This window comes from Ralstonia chuxiongensis (assembly GCF_024158925.1).
Taxonomy (GTDB): domain Bacteria; phylum Pseudomonadota; class Gammaproteobacteria; order Burkholderiales; family Burkholderiaceae; genus Ralstonia; species Ralstonia chuxiongensis.
The window spans coordinates 158,170-174,435 of sequence record NZ_JAMYWC010000008.1; the positions used below are offsets into that span (position 1 = coordinate 158,170).

Annotated in this window: 17 protein-coding genes; 4 read left to right on the top strand and 13 right to left on the bottom strand. The window is 64.6% G+C overall.

The window, feature by feature from the left end:
- The first annotated feature begins 13 nt into the window (after positions 1 to 13).
- Positions 14 to 2,230 carry an FUSC family protein gene (locus tag NKG59_RS23585; protein ID WP_253542003.1) on the top strand — a complete coding sequence of 739 codons (2,217 nt, stop codon included), beginning with the start codon at positions 14 to 16 and terminating at the stop codon, positions 2,228 to 2,230.
- A 523-nt stretch (positions 2,231 to 2,753) separates the two neighbouring features.
- On the opposite strand, the gene NKG59_RS23590 is transcribed toward NKG59_RS23585, so the two are convergent.
- From NKG59_RS23590 to rpe, 9 genes are all read right to left on the bottom strand, one after another.
- The gene (locus tag NKG59_RS23590) at positions 2,754 to 3,548 is read right to left on the bottom strand and encodes a uracil-DNA glycosylase (protein ID WP_253542006.1); all 795 of its coding nucleotides are present in this window, start codon (positions 3,546 to 3,548) and stop codon (positions 2,754 to 2,756) included.
- Positions 3,545 to 4,204, bottom strand: coding sequence for a CYTH domain-containing protein (locus NKG59_RS23595; RefSeq protein ID WP_253542008.1), 660 nt, complete (start codon positions 4,202 to 4,204; stop codon positions 3,545 to 3,547). Before NKG59_RS23595 ends, NKG59_RS23590 begins: the two co-directional genes overlap by 4 nt.
- 3 nt (positions 4,205 to 4,207) lie before the next feature.
- A complete protein-coding gene (gene trpC / locus NKG59_RS23600; protein ID WP_253542010.1) occupies positions 4,208 to 5,011 on the bottom strand; it encodes an indole-3-glycerol phosphate synthase TrpC in 804 nt (267 codons plus the stop codon).
- A gap of 1 nt (position 5,012) precedes the next feature.
- A complete protein-coding gene (gene trpD, locus NKG59_RS23605; RefSeq protein ID WP_024977775.1) occupies positions 5,013 to 6,050 on the bottom strand; it encodes an anthranilate phosphoribosyltransferase in 1,038 nt (345 codons plus the stop codon).
- A 13-nt stretch (positions 6,051 to 6,063) separates the two neighbouring features.
- A complete protein-coding gene (locus NKG59_RS23610) occupies positions 6,064 to 6,498 on the bottom strand; it encodes a lysozyme inhibitor LprI family protein (RefSeq protein WP_253542061.1) in 435 nt (144 codons plus the stop codon).
- Positions 6,495 to 7,064 carry an aminodeoxychorismate/anthranilate synthase component II gene (locus NKG59_RS23615; protein ID WP_045203097.1) on the bottom strand — a complete coding sequence of 190 codons (570 nt, stop codon included), beginning with the start codon at positions 7,062 to 7,064 and terminating at the stop codon, positions 6,495 to 6,497. Before NKG59_RS23615 ends, NKG59_RS23610 begins: the two co-directional genes overlap by 4 nt.
- 16 nt (positions 7,065 to 7,080) lie before the next feature.
- Positions 7,081 to 8,613, bottom strand: coding sequence for an anthranilate synthase component I (gene trpE, locus NKG59_RS23620; RefSeq protein WP_253542012.1), 1,533 nt, complete (start codon positions 8,611 to 8,613; stop codon positions 7,081 to 7,083).
- Between the two features lie 401 nt (positions 8,614 to 9,014).
- Positions 9,015 to 9,746, bottom strand: coding sequence for a phosphoglycolate phosphatase (locus NKG59_RS23625; RefSeq protein WP_253542014.1), 732 nt, complete (start codon positions 9,744 to 9,746; stop codon positions 9,015 to 9,017).
- Positions 9,743 to 10,468: a ribulose-phosphate 3-epimerase gene (gene rpe, locus NKG59_RS23630; protein WP_253542016.1), complete on the bottom strand. Its 726-nt coding sequence runs from the start codon at positions 10,466 to 10,468 to the stop codon at positions 9,743 to 9,745. The genes NKG59_RS23625 and rpe overlap by 4 nt, the downstream gene beginning before the upstream one ends.
- A 131-nt stretch (positions 10,469 to 10,599) precedes the next feature.
- Between rpe and apaG the strand changes: the two genes are divergently transcribed.
- Positions 10,600 to 10,974 (top strand): Co2+/Mg2+ efflux protein ApaG, encoded by a 375-nt coding sequence (gene apaG / locus NKG59_RS23635; protein ID WP_045203101.1) that lies wholly within the window; start codon positions 10,600 to 10,602, stop codon positions 10,972 to 10,974.
- A gap of 7 nt (positions 10,975 to 10,981) precedes the next feature.
- On the opposite strand, the gene NKG59_RS23640 is transcribed toward apaG, so the two are convergent.
- Positions 10,982 to 11,215 carry a hypothetical protein gene (locus NKG59_RS23640; RefSeq protein WP_253542018.1) on the bottom strand — a complete coding sequence of 78 codons (234 nt, stop codon included), beginning with the start codon at positions 11,213 to 11,215 and terminating at the stop codon, positions 10,982 to 10,984.
- Between the two features lie 74 nt (positions 11,216 to 11,289).
- On the opposite strand from NKG59_RS23640, the gene mltA reads away from it, so the two are divergent.
- A complete protein-coding gene (gene mltA / locus NKG59_RS23645; RefSeq protein ID WP_253542021.1) occupies positions 11,290 to 12,444 on the top strand; it encodes a murein transglycosylase A in 1,155 nt (384 codons plus the stop codon).
- 9 nt (positions 12,445 to 12,453) lie between these two features.
- Here the strand turns inward: mltA and paaK are convergent, their stop codons facing one another.
- The 3 genes from paaK to paaG all read right to left on the bottom strand — a co-directional run bounded on the left by paaK (position 12,454) and on the right by paaG (position 15,096).
- Entirely contained in the window at positions 12,454 to 13,758 is a 1,305-nt protein-coding gene (paaK, locus tag NKG59_RS23650; RefSeq protein ID WP_253542024.1) for a phenylacetate--CoA ligase PaaK, read from the bottom strand.
- Positions 13,759 to 13,835: 77 nt separating this feature from the next.
- Complete coding sequence (gene paaI / locus NKG59_RS23655; RefSeq protein ID WP_253542027.1) at positions 13,836 to 14,297, bottom strand: hydroxyphenylacetyl-CoA thioesterase PaaI; 462 nt, start codon at positions 14,295 to 14,297, stop codon at positions 13,836 to 13,838.
- Between the two features lie 10 nt (positions 14,298 to 14,307).
- Positions 14,308 to 15,096 carry a 2-(1,2-epoxy-1,2-dihydrophenyl)acetyl-CoA isomerase PaaG gene (paaG, locus tag NKG59_RS23660; protein ID WP_253542038.1) on the bottom strand — a complete coding sequence of 263 codons (789 nt, stop codon included), beginning with the start codon at positions 15,094 to 15,096 and terminating at the stop codon, positions 14,308 to 14,310.
- Between the two features lie 83 nt (positions 15,097 to 15,179).
- Between paaG and NKG59_RS23665 the strand changes: the two genes are divergently transcribed.
- Positions 15,180 to 15,956 carry an enoyl-CoA hydratase gene (locus NKG59_RS23665; RefSeq protein WP_253542042.1) on the top strand — a complete coding sequence of 259 codons (777 nt, stop codon included), beginning with the start codon at positions 15,180 to 15,182 and terminating at the stop codon, positions 15,954 to 15,956.
- Positions 15,957 to 16,266 lie beyond the last annotated feature (310 nt).

A 16,266-nucleotide genomic window follows, 5' to 3' on the forward strand; every position in this document is an offset into this window, starting at 1 on the left:
GCCGCCTGATCCGATGGATTACGTCCACGATCCACGCACCTTCCTCTACAGCCATTACGTCTCGCGCGGCATCCGTACTGCCACGGGCGTGATCGGCTTGACGCTGCTCGCACTGCTGGTGATGGATCTGCAGGGCGCGATGGTGGTGTCGATCGGTGCGCTGTGCACCAGCCTCATGGATTTGCCCAGCCCGCTGCGGCACAAGTTCAACGAGATGATGGCGTGCGTGCTGCTGACCACCGCCGTCACTTTTCTCGTGGCGGTGGTGACGCCGTACGCGATCCTGCCGGTGGTGATCGTCGTGGTGAGCTTCCTGGCGGGGCTCATGGTGGCGTACGGCAACAAGACGATGCCGCTGCAGTTTGCGGCGCTGTTCGTCATGACGCTCACCTTTACCGAAGAATTCGCTTTCCGCGAAGCCGTGGAACACACGTTGCAGTTCTTCCTCGGCGCGATCGGCTACATGGCCTTTGCGATGGCGGTGGCGTGGGGCCAGCGGCGGCGCATCAAAGAGCAGGTGCTGGCCGAATGCCTGTACGAACTGGCCGTGTACGTGGAATGCAAAGCCGGCTTCTACGACGCCTCCAAGGATTTCGACGAGCAGTTCAATGCGCTCGTGCGCCAGCAGATTTCGGTGGCCGACAAGCAGCAGGTGGCGCGCGATTTTGTTTTCCGCGATAACCGCACCTCCAGCGACGGGCGCCTCGTGCAGGTCCACATGCGGATGCTCGACATCTACGAGTACCTGCTGTCTTCCAACACCGACTATGTCGTGCTGCGTCAATGGCTGGCCGATGCCGAGGTGTTGCGTCTGCTGCGCGAGCTGATCGAGCGCATGCGCCTGGACATCGAAGGCGTCGCCTATGCCGTCGGCCGTGATCGGCCATCGCCTACGCCGATGTCGTACGACAAGGAGATGGCCGCCATTGAGGCAGCGCTGCTCGAACTCCAACGCGACCACCATGGCGTGCCGATCGAAGCCATTGCAGCGCTGGAAGAATCGGTGGCCACGGTGCGCGGGGCGATCCGCCTGATGGCGCAGTTGCATGCCGCCACCGACACACAGGTCGAGCCGTCGCAGGTGCTGCTGCGTCCGGACATGACGCCGTTCCTCACACGCCAGAAATACGAACTGCGCCTGGTGCTGGAAGAACTGACCTGGCGGTCTCCGGTGCTGCGCTTTGCGTTGCGCATCTCGATGGCGGTGGCTGCCGGGTTGTGGATTGCCGACCACCTGCCATATGCGTCGCACGGCTACTGGGTATTGCTGACCATTGTCGTGATCCTCAAACCGACGTTCAGCATGACGCGCCAGCGGAACTTCGATCGGGTGCTTGGTACGCTCATCGGCTGCGTGATCGCGGCGGTGATTCTGCGCTTCACCCATTCGACGTGGATCCTGATGGGCGTGCTGTACCTCTCGACGGCGGCCAGCGCGGCGTTCGTCACCGTGCGCTACCGCTACACGGCCATTGCCGCCTGCGTGCAGGTGCTTATCCAGATCAACCTGCTGCTGCCGGGCAGCAAGGGCGCCATTGGCGAACGGCTGGTCGATACGCTGATCGGGGCGGCCATCGCGACCGCGTTCAGCTATGTGTTGCCCGCCTGGGAATATCGCAACCTGCCCAAGCTGGTGGATGACGTGCTGCGCACGAACCGGCGCTTTATTGAGGCCGCGCGCGAGCTGCTGCTCGGCACGCTCAAGGATGATTTCGCCTATCGCGTGCAGCGCAAGCAGTACATGGAATCGCTCACGGGGCTGATCTCCGCCTTCGCGCGCATGCTGGACGAGCCCAAGAGCCGCCACCGCGCCGTCGACAACCTCAACCGCTTCATCGTCCAGAACTACTTGGTGGCCGCGCATGTGGCGGCGGTGCGCATCCTGATGCGTCAGCGCGCGCAGGAGCTGGACGAAGCTGACACCCGCGCGCTGGTCGAACAGACCGCCGAAGCCGCGCTCGAAAGCCTCGCGCGCGCCAAGGAGCGTTTCGACCAGGCTGTGCATGAAGGCGGGTGGGGCGTGCGTCCGCGCGATACGCAAGAGTTGGGCGCTGCGGATTTCGCCGATAAATCCGCCCGTTCCCGCATGGTCGATGCGGCAGCAGAATCGGATTCGCTATCGGCGATGCACTTGCTGGAGCGGCGCCTGCAGGCGCTGCGGGCCGACACGGCCAAGATCGCATTGCGCTGTGGTGCGCTCGGACGCGCGCTGCGTATTTCGAAGGACTAGCGCGGCCGGTGGCTGAAAGGCTTCGCACGGGCGGCGATCTTCCACCGCGACTGCGCTGAGCCCCGGACCCTCGACGACGGGGCTCAGAGAGCCGACGTCCAGCTACAGACAGCCGACATCCAGTATCCGAGCGTCAAAGGTCAGCCTCATAGGGCCAGAGTTGAGTCTCGGAGGGCCGACGACGGATCTCGAAGGTTCAAACTCGAGTCGAAAAAAAGTCGAATTTGACCCTCAGAGAGTCGAGGTCGAGCCTCAGACAGTCAAAGGTGACCTTCGGAGCGTCGACGTTGGGCCTCGGAGAGCCAAAGGGTCAGGCCTCAGAGAGTCGAAGCCGACCCTCGGAGAGTCGAAGTTGAGTCTCAGAGAGTCGAAGCCGAGTCTCGGAGAGTCGAAGCCGAGTCTCGGAGAGTCGAGGCCGGGTCTCGGAGATTCAACGTTGAGTCCTGGAGCGCCGAACCCGGCTTCCAGACACTCAAAGCCGACGCTCGGGGGCTCGTCGATGGGGCCGCATGGCCCGCGCGGCTCAAGCGGCCTGTGGTTTCAGCCAGTCGATTGTGGGTTGGTGCTGTGCCGCCAGCCAATCGTTGGCCGTCTTGAAATGCCCGCATCCCAAGAACCCCCGATGCGCCGACAGCGGCGAGGGGTGCGGCGCCTCCAGCACGAGATGCCCATCCGACAGCAGCGCGCGCTTGGCTTGCGCGTGGCTGCCCCACAGCATGAACACGCGCTTGTGACCGACGCGCGCCAGTTGCTCGAGCAGGCAATCAGTAATGCGCTCCCAGCCGCGCTTGGCGTGGCCAGCGGCCTGACCTTGTTCAACGGTGAGGACGGTGTTGAGCAACAGCACGCCTTGCTGTGCCCAGCCCTCCAGGTTGCCGGAGGTGCCTGGCAGCTTGCAGCCAAATTCCGCTTCGATTTCCTTGTAGATATTGCGCAGGCTTGGCGGCACGCGCACGCCTGCGGGCACCGAGAATGCCAGCCCATGCGCCTGCGGAATCTCGCGGCCATCGACGGTGCCCGTGCCGTGATACGGATCCTGACCGAGGATGACGACGCGCACATCGTCTACCGATGTGAGGTGCAGCGCGCGAAAAACGTCGGTGGGGAAGACCGGCTTGCCGGCTGCGCGCTCACCATCGACAAAGGCACACAGCTCCGGCCAATTGGTCTGAGCGATACACGGCGTGAGGAGCGTCTTCCAGTCTGCGGGCAGGGCGTCGAACTGCCGGGCCAGCGGGATGAAATCTCCGGCGGTGGTGATTTCGACCGCAGGCTCATCGAAGAGGGCGGCCTGCGCCGGATTGGCGTGTCGCGTCATGTCTGGCCTCCGATGGCTTTCGCGCGCAACTGGTAGCCGCGTTGCGCCTTGCTGATGTCGAGCGGCGTGAGTCCGGTCACGGCGGCGCGCAGCGTCTCGGTCCAGGCATGCAGTCGCTCGGCAATTGCGTCTTCGCTGAGCGTGCTGTCGGCGGCCGGCTTCCATTCCAGTTCCAGCTCGTCGATCGGCTCGCGTGCTTGCGTGCCGGGGATGAGGATGGCGCCGGCGTCCAGTGCAATCTCGATCTCGCCGCCCTCGGCACGCACATGCCACAGGCGGCGTGTGAAGTCGGTGCGGAACAGCGGCGCAAGCGCGGCTGCATGTGGCCGCACATAATCAGCGGCCTCGGCGGCGTTGTTGGCGACAAAGGCATCGACGGACAGCGCATCGTTCTGCAGCGGCACCTCCCATTCGTGGCGGGCGCTCAAACCGGCCGTACTCACTGCTGCGGTCTTCAGCGTTTGCAGCCACTGACTGCCCTGACGGCGCACGCGCAGCGCGGCACGGTTGCGTGCCAGCGCCTGGTCGGGCGTGTCGTAGTAGACGTTTCCCAATTCCACCGAGCCGGCTGCCTGCGCATGGGCGTCCAGCCAGCCGACCAGCGCGTCGTGCGTGCCGGCCGACACGGCCAGCTTCAATTCAACTTCGCGGGCCATCGATCAGGCAAACAGGCGGGCGAGTTCGGCGCCCGGGTCTTCGGCGCGCATGAAGGCTTCACCGACGAGGAACGCGTTGACGGCAGCGGCGCGCATCTTGCGCACGTCGTCCGGCGTAAGGATGCCGGATTCCGTCACGACGATGCGATCGTCCGGCATGTGTTTGAGCAGGTCGAGCGTGGTGTCGAGCGAGGTCTCGAACGTGCGCAGGTTGCGGTTGTTCACGCCCACCAGCGGCGTTTGCAGACGCAGCGCGCGGTCCAGCTCGCGCCCATCGTGCACTTCCACCAGCACGTCCAGGCCAATTTCGAGCGCGCACGCTTCGAGTTCGACCATCAGGCCTTGATCCAGCGCGGCAACGATCAGCAGGATGCAATCTGCGCCCCACGAGCGCGCTTCGTACACCTGGTACAGGTCGACCATGAAGTCCTTGCGCAGTGCCGGCAGCGTGCAGGCGGCGCGGGCTTCGCGCAGGTAATCGGCTTGGCCCTGGAAGAACTGCTCGTCGGTCAGCACCGACAGGCACGCGGCGCCGTGCTCGGCATAGCTGCGGGCGATGTCGGCGGGCTTGAAGTTCGGGCGCAGCACGCCCTTGGACGGCGAAGCCTTTTTCACTTCGGCGATGACGGCGGCGTTGCCGGCAGCGATCTTTTCGCGCATCGCCTTGGCAAAGCCACGGGGGCCGAGCGCGCTGTCGTTGCGGTTGGCTTCAGCTTCGGCCCGCACGCTGGCGAGGTCGCGGTGCTTGCGCGCGGCGGTCACTTCTTCGGCCTTCACGGCCAGGATTTTCTGCAGGATGTCGGACATATCAGGCTTTGAACTGGTTGGTGACGCGCACGAGTTCGTCGAGCTTGGCACGCGCTGCGCCCGAGGCGATCGCCTCGCGGGCCAGCTTCATGCCGTCACCGATTGAACCGGCGATGTTGGCCGCGTACAGCGCCGCGCCCGCGTTGAGCGACACGATTTCGCGCGGGGTGCCGGGCTTGTTTTCCAGCGCGTCGATCAGCATGGCTTTGGACTCCTCCGCGTCGGCCACTTTCAGGCTGCGGTTGGAGACCATCTGCATGCCGTAGTCCTCGGGGTGGATTTCGTATTCGGTGACCACGCCGTCCTTGAGTTCCCCGACGAGCGTGGCGGCACCCAGCGACACCTCGTCCATGCCGTCCTTGCCGTAGACGACCACGGCGTGCTTTGCGCCCAGGCGCTGCATCACACGCACCTGAATGCCGACCAAGTCCGGGTGGAACACGCCCATCAGGATGTTCGGCGCGCCGGCCGGGTTGGTCAGAGGCCCGAGGATGTTGAAGATCGTTCGCACGCCCAGTTCCTTGCGGATGGGGGCGACGTTCTTCATGGCGGGGTGGTGATTGGGCGCAAACATGAAACCGATGCCTGCTGTCTCGATGGATTCGGCCACTTGCTCGGGCGTGAGCATGATGTTCACGCCCAGCGCTTCCAGGACATCGGCGCTGCCCGACTTGGAGCTGACGCCACGCCCGCCATGCTTGGCGATGCGCGCGCCGGCCGCCGCCGCCACGAACATCGAGGCGGTCGAGATGTTGAACGTGTTGGCGCCGTCGCCGCCCGTGCCGACGATGTCGACAAAGTGATCGGACACCTCAGCGGGCACATCGACCTTGGTGGCGAACTCGCGCATGACGGTGGCAGCGGCCGCGATTTCGCCGATGGTTTCTTTTTTGACGCGCAGCCCCATGGTGAGGGCGGCTGCCATGACGGGCGACATCTCGCCGCGCATGATGAGCCGCATCAGGTGCAGCATTTCGTCGTGGAAGATTTCCCGATGTTCGATACAGCGGACGAGCGCTTCTTGCGGAGTGATGGACATGGTCGTTCCGTATTCAGTTGGGCGCTGCCGGAGCCGCAGCCGGGGTGGCCGGCTGTGCGGCGTCGCGCAAGGCGCCGATGCGCTCACGCGAGAGATCGGCCTCGCATGCGGCTTCAGCCAGTTCGGCATCGGGCGCATTGCGGGCCAGGCGGCGTTGCAGGTCGCATTCGGCCTGCCGATAGAGTTGGTGTGCGCGCACGGTGCGGTCGAATGCCATGGCGGCGCCACGGTCCGTGCCGGGGTTGTCGGCAATGCGGGCGCGCAGCATGTTGCGGCGTGCCGATTCAGCAACGGTCAGTTCGGCCAGCGCCGACTTGCGCGCGGCCTGCACGCAGCGGGCGACGTTGCCGGCTTCGGGCTGGGCGGCGCGGCAGGCTTCCAGCGTACCGGCCATTGCCGGCAGGCTTGCCATCATCGCCAGCGCCACCGCGCACGCGCGGCGCATCAGACGCGTTCCTTCAGGAAGTTGGCAAGCAGCGCGTGGCCGTGCTCCGACAGGATCGATTCCGGGTGGAATTGCACACCTTCGACGGGCAGCGTCTTGTGGCGCACGCCCATGATTTCGCCGTCTTCCGTCCAGGCGGTGATTTCCAGGCAGTCCGGCAGCGTTTCGCGCTCGATCGCCAGCGAGTGATAGCGCGTCACCTTGAAATGCCTCGGCAGGTTGGCGAACACGCCCACGCCGGTGTTTTCGATGGTGCTGACCTTGCCGTGCATCACCTTCTGCGCGCGGATCACGCGCCCGCCAAACGCATCGGCGATGGCCTGATGCCCCAGGCATACGCCCAGGATGGGCACGCGCCCCGCAAAGTGCTTGAGCGCCGGAACCAGGATGCCGGCTTCCGTCGGCGTGCACGGGCCGGGCGAAAGGCAGATGCGCTCCGGATTCAGCTTTTCGATCTCTTCGATCGTGATCTCGTCGTTGCGGACCGTGTGCACGTCCTGGCCGAGTTCACCAAAGTATTGGACGATGTTGTAGGTAAAGGAGTCGTAGTTATCGAGCATCAGCAGCATGGTGTTCTCCTTGACCTCAGAAATCGGCGTCGAGGCCGTCTTGCACTTGCTCGGCGGCGCGCAGCACGGCGCGCGCCTTGTGTTCGGTTTCCCTCCATTCGGCATCCGGGTCCGAATCGGCCACCACGCCGGCGGCGGCCTGCACGTAGAGATTGCCGTCCTTGATGATGCCGGTGCGGATGGCGATGGCCAGGTCCATCTCGCCCGAGAACGACAGGTAACCGACGGCGCCGCCGTAGATGCCACGCTTGACCGGCTCCAGCTCGTCGATGATCTCCATCGCGCGCACCTTGGGCGCACCCGAAAGCGTGCCCGCCGGGAAGGTCGCGCGCAGCACGTCCATGTTGGTCATGCCGGGCTTCAACCGGCCTTCGACCGAGCTCACGATGTGCTGCACGTGCGAATACTTCTCGATGACCATCTGGTCCGTCACCTTGACCGAGCCAATCTCGGCAATGCGGCCGATGTCGTTGCGCGCCAGGTCGATCAGCATGACGTGCTCGGCGATTTCCTTCGGATCGTTGAGCAGCTCGGTGGCGAGTTCCGCATCGCGCTCGGGCGTGCTGCCGCGCGGGCGCGTGCCGGCCAGCGGGCGGATCGTGACGATGCGGGCGGATTCGTCGGCGCCGTTGCCGTTATTTTCAGCAACCGGCACACGACGCTCTTCCTGGCGCACCAGGATTTCCGGCGATGCCCCGACGATCTGCATGTCGCCGAAGTTGTAGAAGTACATGTACGGCGACGGGTTCAGCGAGCGCAGCGCGCGGTACAGCGACAGCGGCGCGTCGCGGAACGGCTTGACCAGGCGCTGGCCGATCTGCACCTGCATCATGTCGCCGGCGGCGATGTATTCCTTGGCCTTGAGCACGGCGGTGATGTAGTCCGCCTTGTCGAACTCGCGGATGGTGTCGGTGCGCACCGACGGCGACGTCACCGGCACATCTACCGGCTGGTGCAGCTTCGTGCGCAGCGCGCGCAGGCGCTGTTTGGCGCGTGAATAGGCCTCGGGCTTGGACGGATCGGCGTAGACGATGAGGTAGAGCTTGCCCGACAGGTTATCGATCACGGCCAGCTCTTCGCACAGCATGAGCTGGATGTCGGGCAGTTGCAGATCGTCGGGTGGAGCGGTTTCAGCCAAGCGGGGCTCGATGAAGCGCACGGCGTCGTAGCCGAAGTAACCCGCCAGGCCGCCGCAGAACCGCGGCAGACCCGGGCGCAGCGCCACTTTCTGACGGCGCTCGAACGCGGCGATGAAGTCCAGCGGGTTGCCGTCGTGCGTTTCCACCACCTTGCCGTCGGTCACCACTTCGGTGTGGTTGCCCTTGACGCGCAGCAGCGTGTGCGCGTGCAGGCCGATGAAGGAGTAACGCCCGAAGCGCTCGCCGCCCACCACCGATTCCAGCAGGAACGTGTGCGTGCCGCGGTCGTGCGACTGCGCCAGCTTCAGATACAGCGACAGCGGCGTCTCCAGGTCGGCCAATGCCTCGGCAATCAGCGGAATGCGGTTGTAGCCCTGGTCGGCCAGCGATTTGAATTCGAGTTCGGTCATGAGCGGTCAGGTCGATTCGCCAGGCGGGCGGTTGCGCGCCCATCGGCATGCGTTCGCTCCACGGCAAACGCAAGAGCGTCAATGATGCCGTCGGAACGTTAGCAGAACATCAGGGATGGGAACGCGCGAACGTCGTAAAAGCGACCGTGCGATCCCGCAAGGGCCGTCCGCAGCCGATAGCAGGCCAGCGGAAGACCGGCGGGCGGTCAGCGTTTGGGGCAGGAGATGCGAGGGTGGTTTGGGCGGCGCGTTCGTGACGCGCCAGAGTGCCGAAACCGAGGAAGAACGATCAGCAGCCGTGCAAACGCTTACGCCCGGACGAGGGCGTGCCAGGGCCGCCAGGGCCAGGCCCCCCGGTCACCACCAGCGTCGACGCGTTTGCGATTCAGGAACATGGATCGTCAGTTGGAAGCGGCAGAGACGAGGCTGTGTGGCTCTGCATACGGCCGGATCAGCTCAGCTGCCGCAAAAAGTGTGTCGACTATAGCATCGGCTCCTGCGCCCTGTATAGGCTGGCCGTGGTTGTAGCCATACGGCACCGCCAGCACGCGCATGCCGGCAGCACGGGCCGCGCGGGCGTCGTTTTCCGAGTCGCCAATGGCCACGATTTCGGCCGGTGTCACGCCAAATGCCTCCGCCACGCGCAGCATGGGGTACGGATCGGGCTTGCGATATTGAAAGGCGTCCCCGGGGTACACAAGGTCGAAATACGTGTTCAGACCGAGTTGGGCCAGAAGCGGCTGCGTGAAGTCGTGTGGCTTGTTCGTCACGCAGGCGAGGGGAACGCCCATGCCGCGCAATGCAGCCAGCCCTTCGCGCACGCCCTCATAGACGTTCACGTGTTGGCCGTTGATGGCGACGTAGGCGCGCTGGTATGCCTCCAGGCCCTCCGCAAAGCGGCTATTGGCCTGAGCAGGTGGCAAGCGCGCATCCAGCACGCGCCGCACGAGGTTTTCCGAGCCTTTGCCGACGTAGCTGACGACTTCCTCGGCCGACATGTCCGGCGTGGCGCCAAGGGCCTCCAGCATCGCATTGATGGCGGCGTGGAAATCGCCCGCCGTGTCCACCATCGTCCCGTCCAGGTCGATGATGACAGCGCGGACGGGGCCGGCGGGTAGCGCGCCCGTCGTCATGCCAGGGGTGCCAGCGCTTGGCGCAGCGCGCCCACGGTGCCGCGATAGCCGCCATCCGCGTCCGGCTTGCCGAACACGGCCGAACCCGCGACGAAGGTGTCGGCGCCGGCCTTGGCAATCTCAGCGATGTTGTCCGCCTTCACCCCGCCATCGATCTCAAGCAGGATCTTGCGGCCGGTCTTGTCCTGGTATGCATCGAGTTTCTGGCGAACGGTGCGCAGCTTGTTCAGCGCTTCCGGAATGAACGATTGGCCGCCAAAGCCCGGGTTGACCGACATGATCAGCACCATGTCCAGGCGATCCATCACATGGTCGAGGTAGTGCAGCGGCGTGGCCGGGTTGAAGACGAGGCCAGCCTTGCAGCCGTTGTCGCGGATCAGCGCCAGCGAGCGGTCGATGTGCTCCGAAGCTTCCGGGTGGAACGTGATCAGGTCAGCGCCGGCCTTGGCGAAGTCCGGGATGATGCGATCGACCGGGCTGACCATCAGGTGCACGTCGATCGGCACCCGCTTGCCGTCCTTTTGCGCGTGCGGGCGGATCGCCTCGCAGACCAGCGGCCCGACGGTCAGGTTCGGCACATAGTGGTTGTCCATCACGTCGAAATGGATCCAGTCGGCGCCCGATTCGAGCACGCGGCGCACTTCTTCGCCAAGGCGGGCGAAGTCGGCGGACAGGATGGACGGGGCGATGCGGAAACCGGACGGATCGATGGCTGCGGACATGATGGGAGACGGATAAGGCGCGCAGATGCGCAAAGGAGGCCGCTATTTTAGCCGGATCGGCCGTCTGTCCGCGCCTTGCCGCTGCCACAGCCATGCCGCACAATGGGCGCCAATTCTGATTGTGGATCGACATGCCGAGCTACGAATTCACCGTCCAGGTCCGGACGCGCTATCTGCCGGAGCAATCCGAGCCGGAGCAGGGCAGCTACGCCTTCGCCTACACCATCACCATTCGCAACACCGGTGACGTGCCGAGCCAGCTCATTTCCCGCCACTGGCTGATCACCGACGCCGACGAGCAGGTGCAGGAAGTGAACGGCCTGGGCGTGGTTGGCCACCAGCCGCTGCTGCCACCGGGCGAATCATTCGAATACACGAGCTGGGCGACCATCAAGACACCCGTGGGCACGATGCGCGGCGAATACTTCTGCGTGGCCGAAGACGGTCACCGCTTTGAGGCACCCATCCCCGAATTTGCGCTGGTGATGCCGCGCATGCTGCACTGATCGGGAATCAGGGCGCGTCGGATTTGGCCGCTTGCGAATCTTTCGGGGCGCTGGCGGTCGATTCCGAAGGCTTGACAGCGTCGCTGTGGCGCGACGGGTGTTCGGGCGGCGCACGCAGTGGGCGCGGATGCTTCTTGGCGCCCGACATCGTCCAGATCACGACGAAGATCAGCAGGAACAGCGCCACGCCGGCCTCTAGGCCGAACAGCATCATTGGATGGTTTTCAAAGAATTCGCTCATGGTCAACGGCGGGAAGGTCGGGTGCGAGGCATTGTAGCCAAGCCCGCGCCCGTTCTAGACAGGATGGAACACGCATGACAGCAGCAACCTTGGACGCATTGACACGAGCCGGCAACGCCCTGCACCGCCGATGGGCTGCGCGGATGGGTTCCCTGGCCGCGGCCCTGGTCGCAGCAATGCTGGCAGCTTGCACGAGTGGACCGCCGCCGCGCGTCGAAACGCCGCAAGCGCCCACCGGCACGCTCGGCGGCCATCTGGCCCCCGCCGCGTGGGCTGATGTTTCCGGCTGGACTGCCGATGACCTCGCCTCCGCCTGGCCCGCACTGCAATCGAATTGCCAGGCGATGAAGCGCCGCGCCGAATGGTCGCGCGTGTGCTCCGCCGGTCTGATGGTCGATGCTGGTGACCCGATTGCCATGCGCGTTTTCTTTGAAGACAACTTCACGCCGTATCGGGTCGTGAAGGACGACGGCACCGACAGTGGCCTTATCACCGGTTATTACGAACCGCTGCTGCGCGGCTCCCGCACTCGCCACGGGGCCTATCAGACACCGCTGTACCGCATGCCCGCTGCGTGGCGCGGCAAGACGCTGCCGGCCCGCGCGCAATTGATCCGCAGTCCGGCGCTCCAGGGCCAAGAGATTGTCTGGGTGGACGACCCGGTCGAAGCTGCGTTCCTGCAGATCCAGGGCTCGGGCCAGGTTCAGTTGGAAGAGGGCGGCATCATGCGCCTGGGCGTGGGCGGAACCAATAATCAGCCGTTCCGCTCGTTCGCCCGCTGGTTGCTCGACATGGGTGAAATCACGCCGGTGCAGGCGACCATGCAGGGCATCAAGGCCTGGGCACGCGCCAATCCGGGCCGCGTCGAGGAGATGCTCAACATCAACCCGCGCTACGTTTTCTTTGCAGAGACGCCTGGCAACACGGGTGGCCCGATCGGCAAGCTCGGCGTACCCCTTACCGACGAGCGTTCGATTGCAGTAGACCCGACTTACATTCCGCTTGGCTCCCCGGTGTTCCTGTCGACAACCAAGCCGCTGTCGACTGATCCCATCCAGAAACTCGTGTTTGCGCAGGACGTGGGCTCAGCCATTCGCGGCGCCGTGCGTGCCGATTATTACTTCGGCCATGGCGATGCCGCAGGCGATCTGGCCGGGCGCATGAAGCAGGCGGGCCGCCTGTGGGTGCTCGTGCCGAAGGGTGGCAGCGTCGGCGTCGCCGCCCGCTAAGAAGGGGGACTAACCGCGCCGCAAGTCCACCACGCGGCGCGCTTTACCGACCGAGCGCTCGATCCCGCCGCTGGCCAGCGTCTCGATCGCGGCCGTTACACCAATCAACGACTTGATGTCGTGCGCCAGCTGACGGCTCGCCGATTGGGCTGCGTCCGCCGGCGCACCCAGCGCCGCCTCGATCCGCACCGTCAGCGTATCCAGCGGCCCTTCCTTGCCGAGCACGCATTGATAGTGCGGTGACAGCGCCGCGTGCTTCAGGATCAATTCCTCGATCTGCGATGGGAACACGTTCACACCGCGCACGATCATCATGTCGTCGCAGCGGCCGGTGATTTTCTCCATGCGACGGAAGCCCGGACGTGCCGTGCCCGGCAATAGACGCGTCAGATCGCGCGTTCGATAGCGCACTACGGGCATCGCTTCCTTGGTCAGCGACGTGAACACCAATTCGCCGAATTCGCCGTCGGGCAGCACCTCGCCCGTGTCCGGATCGATAATCTCCGGATAAAAGTGGTCTTCCCAGATGGTCGGGCCGTCCTTGGTCTCGGCGCATTCGCTGGCCACGCCTGGCCCCATCACCTCTGACAGGCCGTAGATATCGACCGCTGAAAGTCCCATGCGCGCTTCGATGGCGCTGCGCATCTCGGGCGTCCATGGCTCGGCGCCGAAGATGCCGATCTGCAGGCTCGACGCGGCAGGGTCCATGCCTTGCCGCTCGAACTCATCGGCAATTGCCAGCATGTAGCTGGGCGTGACCATGATGATCTGCGGCTGAAAATCGACGATCAACTGCACTTGCCGCTCGGTCTGCCCACCGCCGAACGGGATGGCCGTCAGCCCAGCGCGCTCCACGCCGTAATGCGCGCCCAGTCCGCCAGTGAAAAGGCCGTAGCCGTAGCTCACGTGGACCTTGTCGCCGCGCCGAGCCCCCGCCGCCCGAATCGAGCGCGCCACCAACCCGGCCCACGTATCGATATCCGCCAGCGTGTAGCCGACGACCGTGGGTTTGCCCGTCGTGCCCGACGACGCGTGGATGCGCGCAATCCGATCCTGTGGCACTGCAAACATGCCGAACGGATAGTTGTCGCGCAAATCCGCCTTGGTCGTGAACGGAAACTTCGCCAGATCGGCAAGCGATCGCAAGTCCGACGGATGCACGCCCGCCGCGTCGAATTTGGCCCGGTACGCTGGCACGTTCTCATACGCATGCGCCAGGCTGCGCTTCAGGCGTTCAAGCTGCAACGCCTGGATGGCGTCGCGGCTGGCGGTCTCGATCGGATCGAGCGGCAGGTCGGTCGAGCGGGGGCGCATGCGGGTCTCCTCGGGACGCCGTCATGCGGCGTCCTCTTGTGGTGGCGCGATCTCGGATCTTTATAACGATGGCGAGGCTAGACCTCGCTGCTGTCGGAAACGGGAATGACGTGGCCGCGAATCTGCGCGGACTTGCCGCGAAACATGGCGACCACCTCGCCGGCTTGGTTGGAGACACGAACGTCGTACACGCCATGTCGGCCGGACAAAACCTGCTCGGTTGCCTCGGCGACGAGAACATCGCCGCCATGCGCCGGCCGCAGAAATTCGACGCTGCACCCAGCCGCCACCGTGTTGTGATTGTGGCTGTTGCAGGCAAACGCGAAGGCAGAATCGGCCAGCGTGAAGATCAGCCCGCCATGACACGTGCGATGGCCATTCAGGAATTCCGGCCGCACGGTCATGGATAAGCGGGCGTAGCCGGGCCTGACCGCTTCCACGTGCATGCCGAGCCAGCGGGTGCAGGCATCGGCGTCAAACATGCTCTTGCAGGCGGCTTCGGCCAGGGCCTGCGCATCGTGGAGGGTGGTCTCGGTCATGCAGATTCCTCTATTCGCCGGTGAAATGCGCCACGCGCTTGTTGAGGAACGCGTCGACGCCCTCAGCGTAATCATGAGAGTTGCCGAGTTCGCGCTGCAGGTCGCGTTCGAGATCCAACTGGGCGTCGAGCGACTGAGTGGGCGCCGCATGCATCGCACGCTTGATGGCGGCCAGCGCCCGCGTCGGCTGCTTGGCCAGGTGGTCGGCCATGCAATTTACTTCGGTCATCAGAATCTTGGCATCGTGATAAACGCCCCAGATCAGGCCCCAGGCCAGCGCGGTCTTGGCGTCGAGCTTCTCGCCAAGCATCGCCAGCCCCATCGCTCGCGCCACACCGATGCGTTGCGGCAGGAACCACGTCCCGCCCGAATCCGGCAGCAGCCCGATCTTCACGAAGGCTTGCAGGAAGCACGCATTCTCGGCGGCCATCACGATGTCGCACGCCAGCGCCAGGTTCGCGCCCGCGCCCGCGGCTACACCATTCACGGCGGCAATCACTGGCAGGGGCATGGCACGCAGACGGCGCACCAGCGGGTTGAATTGTTCGTCGATGAGCTGACCCAGGTCGGTCATCTGACCGGGCGTGAAATTGAGTTCGGAGAGATCCTGGCCCGCGCAGAAGCCGCGCCCAGCACCGGTCAGGATCAGCGCGCGGGCCCGCTGGCGCTCCACCTTGTCCAGCGCGTCGCGCAGTTCCCGGTGCATGCCGGCCGTAAAGCTGTTGAGCTGATCGGGCCGGTTCAGCGTGATGGTTGCCACGCGTTCATGCCAGTCGAGCAGAATGGTCGGGCTAGTCATCTTGTCTCCTCCTCGGTCATCGGTTTATTGATTAACCGACCGGTTGGTCGGCTAATATTACATCCATTCCAACTGGAGCTTCTATGTCCTACGAAAACATTCTGGTCGAAACGCGCGGTCGCGTCGGTCTTATTACGCTCAATCGTCCGAAGGCGCTCAATGCCCTCAACGATGCGCTTATGGATGAACTTGGCGCCGCGCTCCTCGCCTTCGATGCCGATGCCAACATCGGTGCCATCGTCATCACCGGCAGTGAGAAGGCATTCGCCGCGGGCGCGGATATTGGCGCCATGGCCGAATACGACTTCGCCACCGTCTATAAGAGCGAATACATCACGCGCAACTGGGAAACCATCCGCCGCATCCGTAAGCCGGTGATTGCCGCGGTGGCCGGCTACGCGCTGGGCGGCGGCTGTGAACTGGCCATGATGTGCGACATCATCCTTGCCGCCGACACCGCCAAGTTCGGCCAGCCGGAAATCAAGCTTGGCACCATGCCCGGCGCTGGCGGCACGCAGCGCCTGCCGCGCGCCGTCTCCAAGGCCAAAGCCATGGATCTCTGCTTGACCGCCCGCATGATGGGCGCGGAAGAAGCCGAGCGCGCCGGCTTGGTCTCGCGCGTCATCCCCGCCGACAAGCTGCTCGACGAAGCCATCCAAGCCGCAGAAACCATTGCCGCCTTCTCGCTACCCACGGTCATGATGATCAAAGAGTCGATCAACGCGGCCTACGAGACTTCGCTTAGCGAGGGCGTGCATCTCGAGCGCCGCCTGTTCCACTCCACATTCGCCACGGAAGACCAGAAAGAGGGCATGCGCGCCTTCATCGAGAAGCGCGCACCGGCGTTCAAGCACCAGTAAGTGCGGCGTAGCGGTGTGATCTCGGGAATACCCGAGTAACCATCTCGGGTATCTCGGGTCTCGTTTGCGCGTGCTTTGCGGCCGCAATCCTAGGCGCAGACGGGGCTGGCGGCGATTCTTCACGAACTCGTCATCAACCCGTCACGACAAAGGTGTTGCCAACCTCCAGGAACCCGCCTATAGTTCGCCCCTCGCTGCAAAACACAGCGCCGAAACGCAGGTTGAGGCGGTGGAGTTTGGTGGTGGAGAAGCAAGGTTGGAGCGGGTTTGCGGTCGATTGGGTGGTTGGCGATTGGCGGTGGACTGAGTG